19 protein-coding genes are annotated in these 21856 nt (G+C 55.5%); 18 read left to right on the top strand and 1 reads right to left on the bottom strand.

What is annotated here, in order from left to right; all coding sequences use genetic code 11:
- The first annotated feature begins 65 nt into the window (after positions 1–65).
- Positions 66–1097: a GDP-L-fucose synthase gene (locus DCM79_RS18175; protein WP_257175663.1), complete on the top strand. Its 1032-nt coding sequence runs from the start codon at positions 66–68 to the stop codon at positions 1095–1097.
- On the opposite strand, the gene DCM79_RS18170 is transcribed toward DCM79_RS18175, so the two are convergent.
- Positions 1098–2321 (bottom strand): glycosyltransferase, encoded by a 1224-nt coding sequence (locus DCM79_RS18170; RefSeq protein WP_257175662.1) that lies wholly within the window; start codon positions 2319–2321, stop codon positions 1098–1100.
- 152 nt (positions 2322–2473) lie between these two features.
- On the opposite strand from DCM79_RS18170, the gene DCM79_RS18165 reads away from it, so the two are divergent.
- From DCM79_RS18165 to DCM79_RS18085, 17 genes are all read left to right on the top strand, one after another.
- Positions 2474–3484 (top strand): STELLO glycosyltransferase family protein, encoded by a 1011-nt coding sequence (locus DCM79_RS18165; protein ID WP_257175661.1) that lies wholly within the window; start codon positions 2474–2476, stop codon positions 3482–3484.
- Between the two features lie 24 nt (positions 3485–3508).
- Positions 3509–4303: a TylF/MycF family methyltransferase gene (locus DCM79_RS18160; RefSeq protein ID WP_257175660.1), complete on the top strand. Its 795-nt coding sequence runs from the start codon at positions 3509–3511 to the stop codon at positions 4301–4303.
- Positions 4300–5781, top strand: a complete 1482-nt coding sequence (locus tag DCM79_RS18155) for a lipopolysaccharide biosynthesis protein (protein ID WP_257175659.1) — start codon at positions 4300–4302, stop codon at positions 5779–5781. Before DCM79_RS18160 ends, DCM79_RS18155 begins: the two co-directional genes overlap by 4 nt.
- Before the next feature lie 14 nt (positions 5782–5795).
- The gene (locus DCM79_RS18150; protein WP_257175658.1) at positions 5796–6599 is read left to right on the top strand and encodes a hypothetical protein; all 804 of its coding nucleotides are present in this window, start codon (positions 5796–5798) and stop codon (positions 6597–6599) included.
- Between the two features lie 277 nt (positions 6600–6876).
- A complete protein-coding gene (locus tag DCM79_RS18145) occupies positions 6877–7674 on the top strand; it encodes a formyl transferase (RefSeq protein WP_257175657.1) in 798 nt (265 codons plus the stop codon).
- 8 nt (positions 7675–7682) lie between these two features.
- Positions 7683–8621: a polysaccharide deacetylase family protein gene (locus tag DCM79_RS18140; protein ID WP_257175656.1), complete on the top strand. Its 939-nt coding sequence runs from the start codon at positions 7683–7685 to the stop codon at positions 8619–8621.
- A gap of 359 nt (positions 8622–8980) precedes the next feature.
- Complete coding sequence (locus tag DCM79_RS18135) at positions 8981–9985, top strand: N-acetylneuraminate synthase family protein (RefSeq protein ID WP_257175655.1); 1005 nt, start codon at positions 8981–8983, stop codon at positions 9983–9985.
- Complete coding sequence (gene neuC / locus DCM79_RS18130; protein ID WP_257175654.1) at positions 9982–11139, top strand: UDP-N-acetylglucosamine 2-epimerase; 1158 nt, start codon at positions 9982–9984, stop codon at positions 11137–11139. Before DCM79_RS18135 ends, neuC begins: the two co-directional genes overlap by 4 nt.
- Before the next feature lie 37 nt (positions 11140–11176).
- On the top strand, positions 11177–11875 hold the full coding sequence (locus tag DCM79_RS18125; RefSeq protein WP_257175653.1) for a cytidylyltransferase domain-containing protein: 699 nt from the start codon (positions 11177–11179) through the stop codon (positions 11873–11875).
- Entirely contained in the window at positions 11872–13578 is a 1707-nt protein-coding gene (locus DCM79_RS18120; protein ID WP_257175652.1) for a hypothetical protein, read from the top strand. Before DCM79_RS18125 ends, DCM79_RS18120 begins: the two co-directional genes overlap by 4 nt.
- Positions 13575–14291, top strand: a complete 717-nt coding sequence (locus DCM79_RS18115) for a bifunctional 2-polyprenyl-6-hydroxyphenol methylase/3-demethylubiquinol 3-O-methyltransferase UbiG (protein WP_257175651.1) — start codon at positions 13575–13577, stop codon at positions 14289–14291. Before DCM79_RS18120 ends, DCM79_RS18115 begins: the two co-directional genes overlap by 4 nt.
- Before the next feature lies 1 nt (position 14292).
- Positions 14293–15570 carry a glycosyltransferase gene (locus DCM79_RS18110; protein ID WP_257175650.1) on the top strand — a complete coding sequence of 426 codons (1278 nt, stop codon included), beginning with the start codon at positions 14293–14295 and terminating at the stop codon, positions 15568–15570.
- A 123-nt stretch (positions 15571–15693) separates the two neighbouring features.
- Positions 15694–16824 (top strand): glycosyltransferase family 4 protein, encoded by a 1131-nt coding sequence (locus DCM79_RS18105; protein WP_257175649.1) that lies wholly within the window; start codon positions 15694–15696, stop codon positions 16822–16824.
- A 2-nt stretch (positions 16825–16826) separates the two neighbouring features.
- Positions 16827–18716 (top strand): asparagine synthase (glutamine-hydrolyzing), encoded by a 1890-nt coding sequence (asnB, locus tag DCM79_RS18100; RefSeq protein ID WP_257175648.1) that lies wholly within the window; start codon positions 16827–16829, stop codon positions 18714–18716.
- The gene (locus DCM79_RS18095) at positions 18713–20377 is read left to right on the top strand and encodes a hypothetical protein (RefSeq protein WP_257175647.1); all 1665 of its coding nucleotides are present in this window, start codon (positions 18713–18715) and stop codon (positions 20375–20377) included. The genes asnB and DCM79_RS18095 overlap by 4 nt, the downstream gene beginning before the upstream one ends.
- A gap of 32 nt (positions 20378–20409) precedes the next feature.
- A complete protein-coding gene (locus DCM79_RS18090; protein WP_257175646.1) occupies positions 20410–21228 on the top strand; it encodes a glycosyltransferase family 2 protein in 819 nt (272 codons plus the stop codon).
- Positions 21225–21836, top strand: coding sequence for a bifunctional 2-polyprenyl-6-hydroxyphenol methylase/3-demethylubiquinol 3-O-methyltransferase UbiG (locus tag DCM79_RS18085; protein WP_257175645.1), 612 nt, complete (start codon positions 21225–21227; stop codon positions 21834–21836). The genes DCM79_RS18090 and DCM79_RS18085 overlap by 4 nt, the downstream gene beginning before the upstream one ends.
- Positions 21837–21856: the final 20 nt, after the last annotated feature.

Raw genomic sequence — 21856 nt, 5'->3', positions numbered from 1 at the left:
TGCCCATGCGCCAATGCGGAGCTATAAGCTCGGGAGAACAGGATATATGCGCCAAGTTTTGGCAGATGGCGGGTGCTGCGATGTCGGATTTCAGGTTTGACCTAGCGGGACGCCGTATCTGGGTCGCAGGCCATCGAGGTATGTTGGGCTCAGCGGTCGTTCGCAGACTAGCGAGTGAAAATTGTGAAATCCTCACCGCCGCGCGCGAAGAACTTGACCTCCGCAATCAAGCTGCCGTAAGGAGCTGGTTCGATGATATGCAGCCGGAAGTTGTTGTCTTGGCCGCGGCTCGAGTAGGCGGGGTGCTCGCGAACAGTCGGTATCCTGCGAGCTTTCTCTCGGACAACCTCGCTATTCAGGATAATGTGATTCAAGCGGCTGCGGCTCGAGGCGTCAAGAAGTTGTTGTTTGTCAGTTCTTCGTGCGTGTATCCCCGCCTAGCCGAGCAACCTATTCACGAAGACGCTCTGATGACAGGACCGTTGGAGCCGACCAACGTGTGGTATGGGGTCGCAAAGATTGCTGGCATGATGCAATGTGCTGCATATCGTCAGCAATATGGCCTTGATTTCATCGCCGCTGTTCCTGGAAATCTTTACGGTCCGGGTGACTATTTCGACAATGAGAACTCGCACGTTATTCCGGCGTTTATCCGCCGCTTTCATGATGCCGTCATCAATCGGCTTGACGAGGTCGTAGTCTGGGGCGGGGGCTCTGCGCGCCGTGAATTCGTTCACGTCGAGGAGTGCGCCGACGCCCTCGTATTTCTTCTCAAGAATTACTCTTCAGGAGACATTATCAATATCGGCAGCGGGGTTGACGTTTCTATCCGCGAACTTGCGACTTTGGTTGCTGCTGTTGCGGGGTTCGCCGGGCGCATCACATTCGATGCATCGAAACCCGAAGGGGCTCCTCGTCGGCTGCTGAACACTGAACGGCTTACGCAGCTCGGCTGGCGATCGAGAATGCCGCTGCCTCAAGGATTGGAATCAACCTATCGATGGTTTCTAGACAGCCGTGCAGCTGGACACATACCGCGTGGCTTTGCCTCTGATGACGATAGCCGCGAAGTTGCCCCAAAAATGAGCGGCAATTAACTAGTCCTGCGGAGGGAGGGTGAGCAACCTGTTGGTCCGCGCAATGAACTCCGCCGTTGCTTTTTCCGGGCTAAAGAGATCTTTGTACACTTTGCGTCCGGCTTCAGCTACTTTGCGCGCCCAAAGGGGATCATCGACTGCGCGCTTCATACGCGCCACGAATTCTTCACCGGAAGAGGCGAGCGCGCAGGTCTGACCGTCGACAAGTGCTACATTTCCGAGTGCCACATTTTCATGGGCGATGACCAGGGTCGACTGGCTGAGCGCGTAAAGGATGCGCGTTCTGTTGCCAACCGGAACGTCGATAGGCACAAGAGCTGCGTGACAATCGGCCAAAGTAGATGGAAGGTTGTCGACAAAGCCGACGCGAACAAATTCCGGCTTGTCTTTGATCGATTCGGCAAACCATTCGGGCAGGTTTCCTCGCCCAGCCAACAGAATCTTGAAGCCGTTGTGTCCCCAGAGCTTGACCAATCGGCCATAGACCTGCGTGATCATAAAATGCAGGGCCGAGCGGGAACCTAGGCCGACTAGATTGCCGAAGAACATGAAGGTAGGGATATCCGGCTTCGCACGGTATGGGACGGGTGGGTCGATCACAGGCCAAGGATAGGGACAATATTGGTGATTCCGCAGTCCGAGGCGTCTGAGCTGTTCTACCGACGATGCTGCGGACGTGATGACTTCATCGTAGGATGAGAGGACACGTGCATAGACGCGCTTCCAATTGCGTGCGGCTAGCCAGTATTTAGCGAAAGCGAAGATTCGCCACGGACGTTCCTGAAGGCCGTAAAGACCGTGATAGTAGGTCGTCTGGAAATTGAGATCGCCCAGCCAGGCAAGCTTTCGTTTGGCAAGAATCTCGACTCCAAGCCATGCAGGCAATATGTCGAAGGCGACAAATAGGTCGGCGGAAAATTCTCTCCCCCGCTTGATGAGCTCCGCGACGGGCAGCAGATCGATGCGATGTTCCCTCGCGCCCTGAACGACAAGCGTGCGGGCGGTCGCCGCCAAGACCTCAAAATAATCCGTCGAGACAGACGCGCGATAATTCTCTAACCGCTCTTGATCTTTCGGATCGTCATCAAGCAGGACAAGATGAAGAACATCAAAATATTGAGCGCGGATCCCCTGAAGGAAGCTGTAGATGATGACGAGGCTAGCGCCCTCGCGTTCGTCCGGAACTCCTTTGGTACAAAGAACAATCCGCCTACGTCGCTGCAAGTTGCGGCTCCCACGTAGAGACCGGCTTCTTGGCGGTTTTCCTTGGACGAAAGGTCATTTTTCGCTTGATAATGCCGAATTTGTTTGCGAGGAGGCCCAATGTGCCCTAGCTAGCCATGCCCCCACAAGGCAAATTACGCGGTCCGAGACGAATGAATCAAGCGATTATTATTACGTCAATCAATCCTCCTAATGACGTCATGAAGACCATCGCGGCCAGTGCTCTTCAGTCTGGTTTCGACTTCTTCGTTGTCGGGGACACTGCGAGTCCCGCAGACTTTTCGATTGAAGGATGTCGCTTCCTTGGGATTGCGGATCAGGTGAATTCCGGCTTTGCATACGCAAATCTTGCGCCAGTGAAAAATTATGCGCGCAAGAACATAGGCTACCTGTCTGCGATCGCAAGCGGTGCGCAGGTCATTGTCGAAACGGATGATGACAATTTCGCACGGCCGCAGTTCTTCGAGTGCCGGAGACGCAAGTTAACCGCTCCAGTTCTATCGGGGCATGGATGGGTTAATGCTTATCGGTACTTTTCTGATGGCAATATCTGGCCGCGCGGGCTGCCTTTGAATCACGTTCTGAAGCCCGTTCCTGACTTCGCGAACTTGGCGCTGGCTGAAGTTGATTGTCCGATCCAGCAGGGACTCGCGGACGGAGACCCCGATGTGGATGCTCTCTACAGGCTGGTGCTGCCGTTGCCTCACCACTTCAGGACGGACAGGATGGTTGCATTCGGCGTGGGCGCTTGGGTTCCGTTCAACAGCCAAAACACGAGCTGGTGGCAAAGTGCTTTTCCGCTCATGTATCTTCCTTCCTATTGCAATTTTCGAGTAACCGACATCTGGCGGAGCCTAATTGCTCAGCGCATCGCATGGGCAAACGGTTGGCACATCCTCTTCCATGGGCCGACTGTTTGGCAAGATCGCAACGAGCATGACCTGATGAAAGACTTTGAGGACGAAATTCCGGGTTATCTGAATAACGATCGTATTCGAGGGATGCTCGAAGATCTGCCGATCGCCGGGGGCCTTGATTACATCAGTCTGAACGTGCGTCGTTGCTATCAGGCTCTGGTCGACCGCGAGCTGGTTGGCGCTGCCGAGCTCCCCCTGCTTGACGCGTGGACTTCGGATTTGGATCGAATTCTCAGTCATAGATAGGCGCTGTAAAGGGTCCGTGAGACTATGAATTGGCAAGATCGTCTACGCGCCTCTTTGCTGCCGACTTATCAGAGCTTACCGAGCGGCACCAAGCGGCTCGCGCGGCGGATATTCGCCTTGTTGCAGGGGCCGCTCTTCTCAGCTCGTACGCGATGGGTCCGCTCGACCTATTTGCGTCACATTGCTCGGGAGCGGAAATATCTGTTCCTTTGCATGGCTCGGTTTGCGAACGTCAATCGGCCTATCAAAGGCTACTACATGGAGTTTGGCTGCTTCGGCGGCAACACCATGAGGCTGGCATATGACAGCTTCCATCATCTGTTCGACTGGCGGTATCTGGCTTTCGACTCATTCGAAGGATTGCCTGCGATATCAGAAATTGATCGTCAGGATGCTTGGGAGCAGGGCAAACTGAAGACGAGCGAGGAGGACTTCAAGCGAATATGCCGACGTCATGGCATTCCAGCCAATCGATTGCGAACGGTGAAAGGATTCTACGATGTCAGTCTGACGTCAGATCTGGCTCGTGAACTTCTTCCAACCAAAGCCGCTGTGGTCTATATCGATTGTGATCTTTACGATTCAACTGTCCCCATCCTTTCGTTCATCATTGATTTCCTACAAGTCGGCACAATCATCGTGTTCGACGATTGGAATTGTTTCTGGGCCGACCCTGATCGTGGTGAACGGCTAGCATGGCACCAATTCCGCGAAACGCATCCGCACCTTCGTTTTGAGCCGTTCGTCCAGACGGGAATGCAGATGTCCTTTGTCTGCGTCGGCACGTCCCTCAGGGGTAACGGGAGTTCCCCCACGTGAGCAGGTTTCTATCGCTTCGCGGCCGTTTCGCGGGGCGCGTTCTGCTCTTTGTGAGCGCGACAGTCTTTCAAGCAGTCTTGTCCGTCGCTATCCTTCCATTGACTACCGTTGTATTGACTGCGGCCGACTTCGGATATTTTGCCCTAATGATGTCGTGGGCTGCGCTCGCTGGCGCTTTCGGCGATGCAGGTGGCTCTCTGGCGCTGCCGGCAAATTATTCGGTTGCTTCGATTCCAGAGCGGCGGCGAATGTTGTCAAGCTTCTTTACGGTCGCACTCCTTTTCAGTGTGAGCCTCGCTGTCGTGTTCTTGGTGGCTTGGCCCTGGCTTCAGCATATTATGTCGGTTCCAGTTGAAGATTCCCGCGCAACCCTTCTTCTGACGGCCCTCCTCATTCCCTTAAAGTCTGCGACGATCCTCGCGACCAATGTCTTTGCCGTTTCCGGTCGTGGCAATGCCGTTGCTGCCCAGATCGCTATGCAAGCAGTTGGGTCTTTTGCCGGCACGCTAGTCTCACTCTTTACCTTTCATCTGGGCGTGGCATCGCTATTCGTTGGGGCCGTTCTCGGGCAAGCGTGCTCTGTGGTGGTCGCCATGGTAGCGCTTGGTGCCGAGCCATGGCACGTACCTAGCCGTCGATGGTTTTTGGTTCTTCGGTCCCACAGCCTAACGTCCATTGCATCGGGGCTCACGGGTGGCTTGCGCAGTATCGGGGAGAATTCGATTCTCGCCGCGAATCTCAACCTCTCAGCGGTCGGATATCTCAGTCACGCCCGGCTGTACTACGGAACCTTGCTCGCCGGAACCAATGCCGTTGCAGTCAATGTCTGGTCGACGTCGCTGGCCGAGGCGCGAGATGGGCAGCGGCTATTTTCATTGACCAAACGCGTGTGGATGCCAATCCATGTTCTGATTGCCCTTTTTGGTGTCGCATTCTCCTGTTTCGGCGAGGAGTTTGTTGTCATTCTGACTCATGACCGCCTAACGCCCGCAGCGCCACTCGTGCCCTGGTTCGCATTGCTTCTGCTGCTCCACGTTTCTGGCAGAACGCAAAATGCGACCATCTATGCAAATGGCGGCGCGAAAAGCCTCACCCATGCGGGTTCACTGATTTCGATTTGTTGCTTGGCTGCCTTACCATTTGCCGTAGGTCGGGTGCGAGACGTTGGCTGGAACGGAGGCCTCGCGGGGGTGGTCGTAGTTCTTCTTGCTGAAGCGATCCTATTCCGAGCCTATATCTATTGGAAATCGATTTCGTTCCAGCGCCTTGAAGGCTTTGATGACAGTCGGGTCGTGTATGGCTGCGCTGCCATTATCCTGAGCTGGTTGTTCAACGCATACATGGCTCCCGCACTGATAACAAGAATCGGTTTGTGCTTAGCGGTTTCCGCTGCGGCAGCTATCGTCGAACGAGAGCGCATCGTTGATTTGCTGCGCGTTTTGCAGGATCGATCTCATGCAAAGGTTCAGAATATTTGAACGGGATCAAACTCATGGCGAAACAAGACTTGGAAGCGCTTCAAGCCGCTGCAGAGATTGCGGCGGCACTTGTTCTCGAAGGATATGTCGACCGATGGGTGGAAGGGGCAATTTTTCCCTGCGAAATGGCATTCTTCCTGGCACGCTGTATGGTCGAGGACGTTTCGGTCGTCGTCGAATCCGGCCGCCAGGATGGCTACTCGACTGAAATTCTGGGTGACTGGGCCAGGCGAAATGGTCGCAGGCTCGTTTCGATCGACCTTGAGCAAGATACGGCGCGGGCCGCGGCGTGTCGGCAACGTCTTGCGCATTTGCCCATCGAGCTTGTCAAAGGCAGCGCCTATGAGGAGTTTGGCCGCTGGTCAAATAAGCTGCGCGGAGCACGAGTTGGCTTTCTCGTTGACGGCCCCAAGGGATGGCCGGCTATTTCGATGATGGCCGCGGGGCTGGCGGACAATGTTCGCCTGATGGCCATTCATAACCTGACGGTCGGGAGCCCAGAGCGGGCGTTCTTCGAGCAGTTCGGGAGTGCAGAGGTTTTTTACGAGGTCGCACTTGCGAAGCCTGGTCCCCGCTGGCGTGAGCTGCGCGAGCGTGAGGTAAATGTAGCGACGCGCGCCGGTGCGGCTCGATCGTTGGAAGTGTCTTCACTTGGCGTTCTCGTGCTCGACCCGGAACGTCGCCGCCGCGTTCGTTGCACTCTCCGTGGAGAGTTCGGCCTCCATCAGCCGAGAGTTGTCAGGGCCCTCTGGTCGCTTGGAGCCTACCGTGCGGCGACGAAGCTCTATGGTTTATCCTACAGGCTCTTGGGACGGTAAGCAGGCCCATACGACAAGTTCGAGGCGATCGGAGAACTCGCCAGCACCGGCGAGGCGACGCTTGCCTATCGGATGGGCCGAACGAGGTGTCTGACACATCTGGCAAGCTGGTTGGCGACATCGTAAAGTCCCAATAGGGTTTCGGGGACGTGCGACTAAAGTTCCTCGGATTGCCCGCCCCGTGGCTCTAAAATGATCGATACGCCACTTCCTGTCCCAGAACCGAGTTTGCTATATCGGTAACGCCCGCCGGTCTGCTAGAATCCCCCATTATCCAATGCGCATAGCCCTCCTCACCAGCACCAGTCGCCGGCATGCCTATCTCGCACGGCGCCTCCAGGAACGGCACGATCTCGCAGTGATCGTCAGGGAACAGAAGGGCCTTGATGACGCCTATGCGGGCCGAGAGGACGCGGACCTGATTGCGGATCACTTTCGTCGCCTCGCCGGGGCCGAGGATGCCTTTTTTCCGGACCATGCCTGGTGTGGTGTGCGATCCGAAACGATCACGGTTGATCGGGGGGGCCTAAATACAGACGCGGTCTTTACGGAACTGCGTCGCGCCCAACCCGAGGCAATAGCCGTGTTCGGTTGCGGGTTGATCAAAGCGCCGGTTCTCGGGATGCTCCCAGCCAACCGACTGCTGAACATCCACCAAGGCTTGTCGCCCTATTACCGCGGGAGCGGCACCAACTTCTGGCCGTTTCACGATCAACGCCCGGAACTGGTCGGCGTGACCCTGCACACGATCGATGCAGGGACTGACACGGGCGGAATCATCGCGCACGGTCGCCCTTCCATCGACCCTACGGATGGCTTGCATACGCTCGGCCTCAAGTCCGTGGTGGTTTCCGCAGAGCTCATGCTTGACGCCCTCGACGCGCTCGCCGGCGGCGAGGAGCTAACTCCCATTCCACAATGGGCCGGCGGCACGCTCTATCGGCGAAGGGACTTCAATGGCGAGGCGATCAAAAGGGTTCGGGCGCTTGAAGCAGCCGGATTTATCGCCGAGTGGCTGCACCGGAGGGAGCGCCACGAAACTGCAGCGGTCCGACTAATTCGGATCGAGCGGTGAGGCCCTCAATGTTTCTGGCGGTCAACTTCCACTACGTCGGCATGCCTAAATACCCGTTCGACGGCATTCATGGACTGACGCCGGCCGAGTTTCGAGAAAGGCTCCGTGGGCTCGCTCGAGATTTTGATATGATCGGGCTTCCGGATCTTGTTCGCGCCGCTCGCGGCAATCAGCACCTGCCCGAACGAGCATGTCTAGTTACCTTTGACGATGGACTCCGCTGTCAGTTTGAGCACGCGCTTCCGGTTCTCGAAGAGGAGCGGATACCGGCGGCCTTTTTCGTGCTGGGGAGCCCAATCGGCGAGGCGCGCGCGGCCACAGTTCACAAGCTTCACTATCTCCGGGCCAGTTTCGGCGACCCTACGATCATCGCCCACATCGAACGTCTTCCCGAACATGCGGATTTTCTGGCGGTAGACCTCAAAAAAGCGCAGGAAAGCTATCGGTATGACGGCGTTCAAACCGCGCGCCTCAAGTATTTCCTGAACTACCAGATGCCGCCCGAGTTTACCTCACGGTTGACTGATACTCTGCTGGCAGAGGCGGGCATTCCCGAATCCAGATTTGTTACTGACTTCTATCTCGATCCGTCAATGATACGAACTCTCGCCGGGCCCGGCATGATCGGTGCACATGCTTGGAGCCATGCCCCCCTGGCCAGAATGGCACTCGCAGAGGCCGGCGCTGAATTGCAAAGAACGCGGAAGCTTCTCGAAGAGGTCACGGGGACGAATGTCAGTGCGGTCAGCTACCCGCTTGGCAATCCCGGCGCGGTCAACCGCACCATTGCTGATTTGGCCGCAGAGGCCGGCTATGTCGCCGGAATGACAATGGAACGCGCGGTCAATCGCAGCCTCTCTGATTCTTTGCTGCTTGCGCGGATCGATGCCGCCGATATCGCCGCGGTTGCAGAACTTCCTGCCCGTAGTCGATATTTTGTTGACTAGATGGCTCGCCAGATCCGCCGTCGGCACGCAATGCCATGCTGCGCGCCACCTATACAAATTTTGGCGAACTTGCGGCGCCGGCAATCTGGCCTTGCTTTCTGGATCGGCCTCCTCCTTTTAATTCCAGAATTGGAGCTGAAGCCGGTTGGCGGATCCAAATAGAGGCCCGCGGCGCGGTAGCAGCGACCTCGTTACTTGATCTGCCCTCGGCGAGTGCAGGCGTGACCTCCAAAACACCATTTCTCCTCCAAAAGAGGAACTCCGCATGGGTCAATACCGTACTTCGCTTGATTGTGGCCCAAAAGTTCGGTAAGCGGAGGCCGCCCCCGTGTTCATCTTTTGTTTCGAAAGCTCGCGCCATGACCATCGGCCGCCAAATGCCTTACGTGATTGCAGAGATCGGATCCGTTCACGATGGATCGTTCGGAAATGCATGTCGTCTAATAGAGGCGGCGGCCGACTGTGGCGCGGATGCGGTCAAGTTTCAGACTCACATTGCCGACGCCGAGACACTAGTGGATGCGCCTTCGCCGTCGTATTTCTCCGCGGAGCCGCGCGCGGAGTATTTCCGGCGAACGGGCTTCTCCGTTGATCAATGGGGACGACTTGCGGAGCTGGCCAAGAAACGCAAAGTCGATTTCATGTCTTCACCGTTTTCTCTCGAAGCAGTTGACTTACTGGAGCGTGTCGGGGTCAGTGCATACAAGATTCCGTCTGGGGAGGTGAGCAATTTGCCATTGATGGAATGCATTGCGCAGACCAAGAAGTCGGTGTTCCTCTCATCTGGTATGAGCAACTGGCACGAACTGGACTCCGCGGTTGCGATACTTCGTTCGGCCTGCGCGCTGACCTTGCTCCAATGCACATCGATCTACCCGTGTCAACCAGAGCAGGTCGGCCTTAATGTCATGCTGAAAATGCGCGAACGTTATGACGTTCCTGTCGGGTTTTCGGATCATACCCTGGGCTTTGCCGCTGCGATCGCCGCGGTTGCGCTCGGCGCCACCGTGGTCGAGAAGCATTTCACTTTCTCGAAGCTGATGTATGGGAGTGATGCCAAGCATAGCATGGAGCCGGATCAATTCCAGCTGCTCTGTAGCGAGTTGAAATTCACGGCGCGAATGATGGCTTCTCCGGTGGAGAAGGACGATTTGTCTTCTGTGCTGGAGATGAAGCGGATCTTCGAGAAGAGCATTGTGGCTGCCGCGGACCTCGCCGAGGGGACCGAAATTCAACAACAGCACTTCGCGTTCAAGAAGCCGGGAGACGGAATTCCCGCCGCCCGGTACCGGGAGTTTATTGGCCGGCGCTTGGCGCGGTCCCTGCCGCGGGATCACAAGTTCGGCGAGGAGGACTTTGCGTGAGCAAGAAGAAGATCTGCGTAGTTGTCGGGTCCCGCGCAAACTATAGTTCAATAAAATCGGCGATGCGTGCCATCAAGCAGCATCCGGCTCTTGAGTTGCAATTGATCGTGGCTGCATCTGCTGTGCTCGATCGCTATGGTTCTGTCGTCAATTTAATCGAGAAGGATGGTTTTACCCCGCATGCCCGGGTGACCATGCTGATCGAAGGAGAGACGCCTTCGACTATGGCCAAGTCGACGGGGCTCGGTCTGCTCGAACTACCAACCTTGTTCGAGCAACTCGCCCCCGATGTGGTACTAACCGTCGGGGACCGCTTCGAGACGATGGCGACGACCCTGGCCGCTGCCTACATGAATATACCCGTGGCTCACACCATGGGTGGCGAGGTGAGTGGCACGATCGACGAAAGCATTCGTCATGCAGTGACAAAATTCGCGCATATCCACTTTCCGGCGAGTGAGGGGGCGCGGGAGCGCATTGTAAGGCTTGGCGAGCGACCGGAACACGTCCACATGGTTGGCTGTCCGCGCATCGACCTGGTAGCCGACATTCTGAAAAATCCAATCGAGAATATATTCGATCATCTGTTTGATGATGGTGTAGGGCAGCGCTTTTCGATCGACGAGCCGTTTGCACTCGTTTCCCAGCATCCTGTGACGACGGAATATGGTGACGGCGAGGCGCAAATCACGATGACCTTGGAGGCGGTGCGCGAGCGGGGGCTCGCGGCGGTCGTACTGTGGCCAAATGCAGACGCAGGCTCGGATGATATCTCGCGCGGCATCCGAAAGTGGCGCGAGCGGAAGCTCGACGACCGTATGCACTTCTTCAAGAACTTGCCCATCGACATTTACGTCAACCTCATGAACTCGACAGCTTGTCTCATCGGAAATTCGAGCAGCGGGATAAGAGAGGGAGCTTACATCGGTACCCCAGTCGTGAACATCGGTTCCCGCCAGAACATGCGTGACCGAGGCGATAACGTCATCGAAGTCAGTTATGACAAGAAGCAGATCTCAAATGCTATTGCGAAGCAGCTTGAGCACGGCCGGTACGCGATGAATCCGATCTACGGTGATGGATCGGCTGGCCCCAGGATCGCTAGCGTTTTGGCCGTCGAGAAGGTGGAAATCCAGAAATGCATCACGTACTGAGCGTGAAACGTCTTGGCAATCGCGAGGCTGATATCGAATGAGCCTTGTGGCCCTCATACCCGCCCGTGGTGGTTCAAAGGGCATTCCTCGTAAGAATCTTGCGCTCTGCGGGGGACGCTCCTTGCTGGATTGGACTGCAGAGGCCGCGTTGCTCTCGGGCGTCATTGATCACGCGGTACTATCGACGGATAACAACGAGATCGCTGAGGCGGGACGGGCGCTGGGGCTCGACGTGCCTTTTCTTAGGCCTGCGGACCTCGCGGGAGACGCCGCATTGATGCTTGGTGTTATGCAGCATTGTCTTGCCGAAATGCGCCGGGCGGGAGAGGCGATCGAGGCGATTGTGCTCTTGCAGCCTACCTCGCCGTTTCGTCGTGCGCACCATGTTCGCGAGAGCGTCGCAAGATTCCGCGAGACCCAGGCGCATACGCTGGTGAGCGTGGTGAACGTGCCGCATCGCTTCGTTCCCGAAGGACAAATGCGGGAGAAGGATGGGCTTCTCACGCCGTATTTCGGTGGAGGCATCGGAAAGACGTCGCGGCAGGAAAAAGAACGTCTTTATGCGCGGAATGGGCCAGCCGTACTGATCGTTCGCAGTTCAGTGCTCGACGCCGGGCAGCTCTACGGAGAGACAATTGTCGGCTACGAGATGGACGAGCTTTCCTCGCTCGACATTGATACGCCGGAAGACCTCCGGTTGGCAGATCATCTATTACGCACGGATTTCGTCCGATGAATGCGCTTGTTCGATATCTGCGTCGAAGTCCCGTCGCGGAAAGACTCGCGGACTTGCGCGAGCGGATGACAAATGGCGACTATCGCCGATTGAAGAACGAGGAAAGCCGTACGTTTGTCGATATGGCTTTTGCGCGTGAGCTGCCGTTGCCTCAGGCCGATGCCAGGACTGTTCTGATACTCAGCATGACGAACAATACTTACGCGGCAAAACTGGAGTGCATGCAGGTGTTGGCGTTGCGCCGAAGGGGCTGGCGCGCGAAAGTGTTGACGTCGAGCATCTACACTCACGCGAAGCGTCTGTACGAAGCCTTCGGTGTCGTCGATTTTCTTGCGTTCGAAAAGCTGGTCAACGTTAGAGGTGCGCGGGCGGCGGCGATTGCGGAGGTGCGGCGCCGCAGCGAGATGCCGCTGGATTTCCAGTCGGTCATGGAATGGCGGTACAGAGACGCATGGATCGGGCCGCAATTGCTTTCGTCCGTGTCCCGGCGGGGTTTCGATGGTGCCCCCGATCCACGAAAGCCTGAAGTGCGTCACGCCATCCTCGAGCAGCTGAAGGAATCCGTCGGTTTCGTGCACGCCGCAGAGAAATGCTTGTCGGAACTTCAGCCCGCTCTCATTCTCGTCAATGAACCGAACTTCCACACGCTCGGGCCGTTTGTTGATGTCGCGATCAAGAGAGGCATTTCCACGATCCAGTTCAATCAGCCTTCTCGCGAAGATGCCCTGATTCACAAGAAGCTCACGCGAGAAACGCGCCGCATCCATCCCAATTCGATCACCCGCGAAACGCTGGAGCGGATTTTGAGAGAGCCTTGGGGGGCACAGCAGGAGGCCGAACTCGATGATGAGTTCCAGAAGCGTTATGGGGGGGTGTGGAAAGTTCAGGCCCGCAACCAGCCGGCAACGGTCGATGTGACAGAGGCTGAGATTCGGCAGGAGTTGGGCCTCGACGAAAGGTCAGTAGCGGTTTTATTCTCGCACGTCCTGTGGGATGCGAATTTGTTCTACGGCAAGGATATTTTCGAGAACTATGGCGACTGGTTTACCCAAACGGTGAGGGCCGCGGCCGCTAACCCCCGAATGAACTGGCTCATCAAGTTACACCCCGCCAACATATGGAAGCGGCAGCTTTCAGGCGTGTCGGGCGAATATGGAGAGCTGCGCCTCATCCGCGAGAGTATCGGCGACCTGCCAGCCCACGTGAAATTGCTTCCGCCCGACACGCGCTTCAGTACGCTTTCCGTGTTCCGAATGGCCGATGTCGGGATTACAGTCCGTGGCAGCATTGGATACGAGCTGCCTTGTTTTGGCGTGCCGGTCATAACCGCGGGAACGGGGCGCTATTCGGGCTTCGGTTTCACTGAAGATCATTCGTCTCGCGAAAGCTATTTGGATACGCTTAACAAGCTTGAGCGGGTGCCGCGCCTCGATCCTGCGAAGGTCCACCTTGCGAGGGTCCACGCTCACGCGCTGTTCGTCAGGCGCCCGTGGGTCTATAAAAGTTTTAAGACGGAGATCGGAACGGATGTTTGTGACCCGCTGTTTCAGAATCTAGTGCCTGTCGTTGCGAGCGACGCAGATATCCGGCGTAACGGCGATCTTGACGAATTTGCGCGCTGGGCGGAGCGATCTGAGGAAATCGACTACTTGGCTCCTCAGTGCAATGCCGTTAGAGCTCACGGAATTAGTGTGCCGCGATGACCTCTCCATCTCGACCGACAAATCTGGTCTGGGATGACGCCACGTTATCTCACTTTTGGGCGTATCATTCGCAGTTCACCGAAAGCTATTTCAGCCACCAGAAGGGTAGGAGCCTTGCCGCGTATGCGAAGCGTTTGCTGCCTATCGGAGCAACGGTGCTCGACTACGGTTGTGGTCCGGGTCATTTGCTCCCGCATCTACTCGATGCAGGATTCGAGGTGCAAGGGGCGGACATAACGCCTGACACCATTGGGTCTGCGGTCACTATCAAGGATCGAAAGCGTTTCCTGGGATTTGCCACGATCGACGAGCTTTTGGCGGAGGATAGAAAGTTCGACGCCGTTTTTCTGATTGAGGTGGTTGAACACCTGGATGATTGCTGGCTGGCCAAGACGCTCGATCAGGTGCACGCGCTTCTGAAGAAGGGAGGCATTCTAATCGTCACGACACCCAACGAAGAGAATCTGGAAGAGAATATGGTCTATTGTCCGGTTTCGAATACGATTCTCCATCGCTGGCAGCATGTGCGAAGCTGGTCTCAAGGGACGCTGCGAGCGGCTTTGGCTGCACACGCTTTTCGGGATATCAGGACCGAGACGCGAACCTTTGATGGGGACAAACCAGATGGTATGTCCCTCCTGCGATATTTCGCTTCTAAGATTCTGATTCGCCTCCGAAAGCCTCAGTCTCTGATCGCCGTTGCGCGCGCCTGATATGGCGGTCGATCGGCTCTGCGTCGTCCACGTCGCCCAATCCGACAGCGAAGGCGGAGCGAATAAGGCTGCATTTCGCCTTCACAATCATCTGCGGAGCGCGGGCGTTGATTCGGTCTTCCATTGCGGCCGCAGCCACCTAAATGATCCTTCCATTGTGCCGGCACATTTGCCAGGCGTGGGTGATTTCGTCAGCGACATCGTGGCGTACTTCAACGCACGCTGCTTGAGGCAATACCGGAACCGAAACGGCATGCCTTTTTCTCCGATGCGCATCAGCTACGGTCGCCTAGATTCGTGTTTGCTGTCTCGTGCCGATGTCGTGTGTCTTCATTGGATTGCCGGGGCCTTCCTCAGGGCGCCGCAGCTTCAGGCGATAAACAAGCCGCTAGTTTGGCGGTTATCGGATATCTGGCCGTTTAGTGGCGGATGCCACTATCCCGGAAGCTGCACGAAGTTTGAGGGCATTTGTGGCTCCTGCCCTCAACTAGGGAGCGCGTCGGATCAAGATCTATCGCGATCCGGAATGCGATTGCGTGAGGCCGGATATCGCAATCTTGATCTGACTATTGTCGCCCCAAGTCGATGGATTGCCGACCTTGCTCGGCGCTCTCACCTTTTCGGTCGACTGCGCATTGAACACATTCCCACCGGAGTGGATCTTGAGGTATTTCGTCCCGAAGATCGCATTGCTGCGCGTGCCCGGCTCAATCTGCCGGCTGATGGGCACATAGTCGTATTCGGTGCGCTCGGAGCAACGTCTGACCCTCGAAAGGGCTATGCTGAGCTTCGAACCGCACTGGAGAAGCTGGCAGCATTTAGCGATCATCAATTTACTCTGGTAACATTTGGCGGCAACGAGTTCGCGGGGCAGGAACAAATAGCGAGGTTTCCCGTCTGCCATTTGGGACGCATTGATGGCCAGAATGCTTTAGCTAGCGTTTATTCCGCTGCCGATCTGCTTGCTGCCCCATTTCTTGAAGACAATCTGCCCAACGTAGTATTGGAGGCCATTGCGTGTGGAACTCCAGTTGCGGCGTTTGCTACGGGAGGCATTCCAGACGCCATTGACCATGAAATCAACGGCCATCTATCGCCGATCGGCGATACCGATGGGTTGGCGCGGGGTATAGCTTTCCTTCTCGATCGTGCTGGTGATGGCCAGATGCGTCGGGCCGCGCACGCTCGTGCTATTGAGCGGTTTGACATTCTGGTTTGCGCGCGTCGGTACGGAAGCCTGTTTGAGGAGATTGTTGCAAATCGGCACGCTCGAAATTGACAAAATTACCCAACAGAGGCTATTTTTCACTTGAATCCAGCGAGGAGGGGCGGTGGGTTCCACAGTTATCTGCCTTCCGCCGATCATACTTCAACCGCTGTTAGAGCTGGTGTAAGACGTGCTATGCCAGTTTCGATTGCCCATGTCTTACGAACCTACGGTGTCCATGGAGGCGAGCGCCAACTAGCGCGATTGTTTAGGGAGGAGGATCCCTCCCTATACGAGAACACGTTTTTCTCGATCTACTGCAATCCGCATTGCGCCGACTATTTCGCCCAGATTCCAAATTTGCGTCAGAAAAGGGTCATAGGACTCAAGGCGAAGGCTTTCCCTAAGCTTCGCAACGAAATGCTGTTGCTGTTGTTGCTGCTGCCTATTCTTCAGCTAAGAATGTTATATCTGTTGGCGGTAGGCGACTATCGGATCTGCGTGGCGCACGGAATACAGGGTGCAGCAGCCTGTTGGCTCGCAGCTTGGTTCTTGCCTGGTATACGCTTTGTTTATGTTCACAGAGGCACCAAATCGAAAGCTGGATCGCATCCGATTTTCAAGCTTCTATATAGACCTTTCCAAGTAGTCGCTGGCGTCTCGGTCGCAACCGTGGCTTCGCTGAAGACACTCGTTCCTGATGGTAGAGCGGTGACCCTTGAAAACGGCATCGACTGGGAGGCGTTTGTCGATGCAACCGCCCGCTGTGAGAAGGAGTTTCGTCGAGATACCACAACCCTTGTTTCGTCGGCTCGCTTGCTGCCGCACAAGGCGCAGGCATTCTTGCTGGATACTTTCGCAATTCTTGTTCGCGAACGGCCGAATGTCGAGTTGATCGTCGCAGGAGATGGTCCAGAGCTGAGCAATTTGATGGGCCAGGCTGAGGCGCTAGGTATCAGCAGCCGAGTCCGGTTTCTCGGTCATGTCTCCGATATCCAGTGTCGCATGGTGAACAGCGATATCTTCGTTCACGCATCCGAGGTGGAGGGGATGAGCAACGCGGTGCTGGAGGCTATGGCGCTTGGTTTGCCGAGTGTAGTGGTGGATGCTCCCGGTGTAAGCGAATGTCATATCGATGGGGAAACCGGATTTGTCGTGCAGCGAAGCCCGTCGGATATGGCTAACAGGATCATCTCGCTCATCGATGATGTCGAGCTGCGGGAATGGATGGGTAATCAGGCGAGGATACGCGTTCAAGAGCAGTACTCGACAAAGGCCAATGTTGCTCGATATCACGCGCTCTACGCAAGTTTGCTGGCGGGATAGGGATGTGCGGGTTAGTAGGAGGTCTTTGGAAGGATCCAAGAGCACAAGCCCCTGCCGTGCGTTGCGCTTCATCTCTCGCGGCTATTGCGCATCGGGGGCCCGACGCATCTGGCGAACATTTCGAGGCCGGACTATTTCTAGGCCATCGACGCTTAAGTATCATCGACCTGGACCCTCGTTCGACCCAACCCATGCACGCTGGGCCGTTCAGTGTTGTATTCAACGGAGAGATATACAACTATCGGGAATTGCGCGCCGATCTTGAAGGTCGGGGATGCATTTTTCGGACTGACTCAGACACCGAGGTGCTTCTTACGGCGTTTGCATTAGACGGCCTCGATTGTTTGAACTCGCTTGAAGGAATGTTTTCCTTTGCCGTCTGGGATCGAGAAGAACGCCGATTGACGCTTGTCCGTGACCGGTTCGGCGAAAAGCCGATGGTCTATCTTCATGACGACCACAGACTCTTGTTTGCTTCGGAAATTCCAGCTATTCAGGTTCTGTCGGGATCCGGCCTCGACATCGATCAGGCAAGTCTTCCGCTGTTTTTCCGTTTCTCCTACCTGCCTGCGCCTTATACTCCTTTCAAGGGAATGCGACAGCTCCGCCCGGGCCATTGGCTGCAGCTTGATCTCGACAGCTGGGAGCATCGCGAGGGATGCTATTACCACTTGCCTTTCGGTAGCCACCGTCTTGGACGCAATAGAGAGATGTCGTTTGAGGACGCAAAATCCGAATTGCGTCGTCGTCTTACATCGTCTGTCCGCCAGCGGTTTGCGGCATCGGACGTTCCGGTCGCAACTTTCCTTAGTGGGGGGCTGGATTCATCGATTGTATCGAGTATCGCAGCGCAAACCACTGGCCAAAGAATCGCAGCTTACTCGATTGGCTTTCCCAACGAGCCTGAGTTCGATGAATCGCCATATGCGAAGCTACTCGCGTCCCGCTACCCCCAACTCGAACACCATGTGATTGATCTCAACGAGGAGAAGCTCGCGGATTTCACTGATAGGACGCTAGCGCATCTTGGCGAACCGTACGCTGACGCGTCGCTTATTCCGACAGCGTTTCTCTGTTCTCACGTTACTGAGAAGGTCATTCTCGGCGGGGATGGCGCCGATGAAATATTTGCCGGTTATGGAACGTACTCTGCCATGCAGTGGAGCGCACGCATGCCGCCTTGGCTCAAGGCGTTAGCTACTCAGCTTCCTTCTATCGGCAATCCCGTTGCGATCAACAACCCAGTGCTTCGAGGAGCTGCACTGTTTCATAAGAATCTTCGTCGCTCGCCGATGGAAGAGTATCTCTCCTGGCGCTCTTATGCGCGCGCGGACCAACTGACCGCGCTCGGCCTAGCGAATGAGAGCGCCCATGATTTGCCGATAAAGGAGCGTCCGATACGCTCACTGCATGATCTCCTCGCCCTAGATATCGAATTTAATCTACCTGCAGACATGCTCAAGAAGGTCGACCTTGCAAGCATGCAGCATGGCTTGGAGGTTCGCCTTCCATACCTTGACTCCAGCTTGGTCGAATTCGCGCTGAATCTGCCAGCAAACTTTCTGATAATGGGCGGCCGTCGTAAACATCTGCTGCGCGAGAGCTTTCGAGATCTCCTTCCACTTGAAATTCTGGAGCGCCGAAAGCGAGGTTTTTTATTACCCATTCGCAAGTGGATGAAGAACGGGCGTATGCGAGACGAATTGGTGGAATTATCCGCAGCCCAGAATCTGCTTGACGGTGCCGCAATTCGACGATTTGCCGACCGGCATCGGTCGGGCCTCGAAGATTTGTCGCCGTTGCTTTGGTCTTGCTACGTTTACTTGAAATGGCAGCACCGGGCAATCAAGAGACCCGTTCGTGACCTAGCATTGGGCGAGTCGGAAACATGATGGGCCGAAATTTCGAAACCGTGGTTCCTCGTGAGTCTGTTGTCGCCGTTGTGCCAAGGCAGCTCATATCTGCGGCTATCGCCTTTCTGCAGCCAGCATCGTCTGCCAAATGCGTCGAAAAATTGTCTCTTTCCGCCTGGCTCTTCCTCACAAGCGTGTTTTGGGCCGTGGTTCGGTCAAGCTTCATTGTGAAGTCCGTTTCGGGAGAAACACTCGATCAGACTATCCCGCTGTGGATCAGAGTAGCTTTCTTCGCTGCCTTTGCAATTCCATCTATCTTTTTCTTTGCTTTCCGAAAAGATCGCTTTTGGCTGCTTGGGCTGGGCTCTGTCGTCGGGCTCATGCCTGAACTTCCTTTGATTCCCTATATTCGTGACAACGGTCATCTGTTAGTCATCCTGAGTGCAATAGCCGCTCTACTTTACGGGATGATGTTCCCTTTAGAAAAGGCCCCAGGTTTTGCGCGCACCTATGCTTTGTACGTTACTGTCTGCGCGGCTTCGACGATAATCAACTTCCTCCTCTATCAGAATGTCTGGCAATTGAAGGTCGGCATCTCATTTTTGATCTTTTTCACGGCTCTTGCAGTAATGATTTCTGGCGTCAGTCGTGCGGGAAATTCACGTTGGAGTACCGTCGAAGGGTTAGTCGAAGGACTCTCCTGGGGCGCCATTGGTCAATGCGCGATAGCTATCGTATCATTGCCGCTACTTTTCATTTTGCCATTCGAGGATGGGGCCGACACTGTGTTCGGACTTGCGTTTTATGACCGATACAAGTCGACGATGCCAGGCCCCGTCAATCTCGGAATGTTCTTCGTCGCAGCGATGCCGCTGGTTCTGCTATGGATGAGCTGGGGCAATAGTAAGATCAGAGCGTGTCTCGGCTGGGTTTACCTGCAAATGGCACCGTGGCTGGTCGGTATGACTGGTAGCCGCACGGCTCGAATTGTCCTGATCGGTCTGGTCTTAGCCTTCCTTTTGAAGCCCAAGACTCGATTGAGCGCCCTCATTATTTTGCCGTCGATCGCTATCTCCTTTTACCTTTCGTTCTATTTCGAATCGTTTCCTGCCGCTGTTCGCTCCGCTCTTGGAGATGCAAGTGCCGCTACGCTAAGTCTAAAAGGCAACTTTTTCTATATGAGTGACCGCTCCGGCCTGATCGAGGCCGCTGTGGAGGCCTTGCCAGTGTTTGGACGTAATGCGTTGAGCCTAGCAAAATCGCTGCATTCGTCAGAAGCCGGAGCCTCTTTCTACATCCCGCCGCTCGCGCCGATGCTTCCCGCCTCAGTTCTAGAAGCTCTGAATCTATTCTTTGGTTACGGGGCGGGTGTCGGAGGATACGTGCGGAGCGGATATCCATCGCCTCACACTACGATCCTGAATTTGCTGATCGATACTGGTGTCTTTGGGCTCATCTCTTGCGTCACCTTTTTTGTTTGGCTCGCGCTGCGGCTCTTTGTGCGATCCTTCTCCAGGGCACACCCACACGCTATAACGATCTGGCTTTGTCTACTCTGCTACGGGGCCGCCTCGGTGGCTAATGGAACCTATGTTCCGCAATGGTGGGGATATTACTCTGTTATTTTAGTCCTTGCTGCCGCGGCAGCCGCGAACTCGCTGACGGAGGGCTCTGCCGAAAGACAGTCGCGAGATGTGTAGATCCCATCGGCCTGAGCGCGAGGACGTTCTTAATGCGTCTGACAAATGGGGGTGGCTGGATTCCGGTCGAGGATGAGATGATGCCAGGCGGCAGCCGAGCTGACGAAACGAACGCATCGGCCGAAGGTCCTGGCGTTCCATTTCTGTCGATTGTAACTGCGACCTTCAATAGTGCTGCTACTGTGCGGACCACCCTTGAGAGCGTCCGACGACAGAGCTTTCGCAGTTTCGAACACATCGTTGTCGATGGCGGTTCCACCGACGGTACGATCGATATTCTAAGGGAGTACGGTGGAAGCGTCCGATGGATTTCTGAGCCTGACCGCGGCATCTACGATGCGATGAATAAGGGAATAGCGATGTCGCGTGGACGTTGGATACATTTGCTGAACTCCGACGATCATTACGCGGCTGATGACGTCTTGGCTCGCATTGTTCCGCGTCTACGCGGAGACGCAATCAATTACTGCGACATTATCCGTTCTAATCCCGACGGCAGCCGCATTTCTCAGAGATTTTCTTTTAGAAGATGGCCGCTATATTTTTCGGCCTTTCTGCCGCATCCGGCTTTGATCGTATCGGCCGCGCAGTACAAAGAACTCGGTCTTTACGATGCCAATTTTCGCGTGGCGGCGGATCACGACATGATCTTAAGACTGGTTCGCAGATACCCTGCCAATCACATCCCGCTTGAAATGACGGTCATGTGCCAGACGGGTATCTCCGCAACCAACCTCGGCATCAGCATGCGAGAGTTTGGAGAGGTCTTGCACAAACATGAAGTACCGCGGGCGCTGATCGGAATGATTATGGCAGTTAGACATATATGGTGGAAGGCGCGATCCTTATGAATGATCCAAACAGCCTCGCTATCCGGGCCGGCGTTAGCGCCAGGGTGGCGGAAATTTCATCGAACAGACGAGTGCGTGTGGCCGACCTAGCTTGCGGAGACGGGGAGTTGCTGGCTCGTCTGCGTGATCTCGGCTTCACGCAGTTGACTGGGGTGGGTTGGAAGGTGACTGTGCCCCCCACTGCAACAAAAGTGGAATGTGTTGATCTCAGTCGTAACGGCTGGGCCGATATGTTTGGCGGAGCGACTTTTGACGTACTGACTGCCACGGAAGTACTGGAACATCTCGTAAATCCTTACGAATTTCTAGTTCAAGCTCGACGCCTTACAGTTCCCGGTGGCCATTTAATTATGACCTTCCCAAACGTTCATAACTGGCGCAGTATTGTTGGTTATGCGGTAGCGGGGCGGTTTAGTGGATTTTTTGGGCCAAACTGGAACGATAATCACCCTCTATATGATCAGCACATATTTGTGCCAAATCACGAGCTGGTTCAGTATTTTCTCAAGCTGGCGGGCTTTGAGGTCGTGTCGATTGAATTCCTTTTTGGACGGGGAAAACTGTTTGGTACGACAGCAATGTTTGATTGCAAGGCGATACCCGTCTGAATCCTAGGGGGCTGCGGGCC

This window comes from Bradyrhizobium sp. WBOS07, from assembly GCF_024585165.1.
Classification (GTDB): domain Bacteria; phylum Pseudomonadota; class Alphaproteobacteria; order Rhizobiales; family Xanthobacteraceae; genus Bradyrhizobium; species Bradyrhizobium japonicum_B.
Note: the sequence above shows the minus strand (reverse complement) of the source record. Positions and strands in the feature narration are given on the sequence as shown.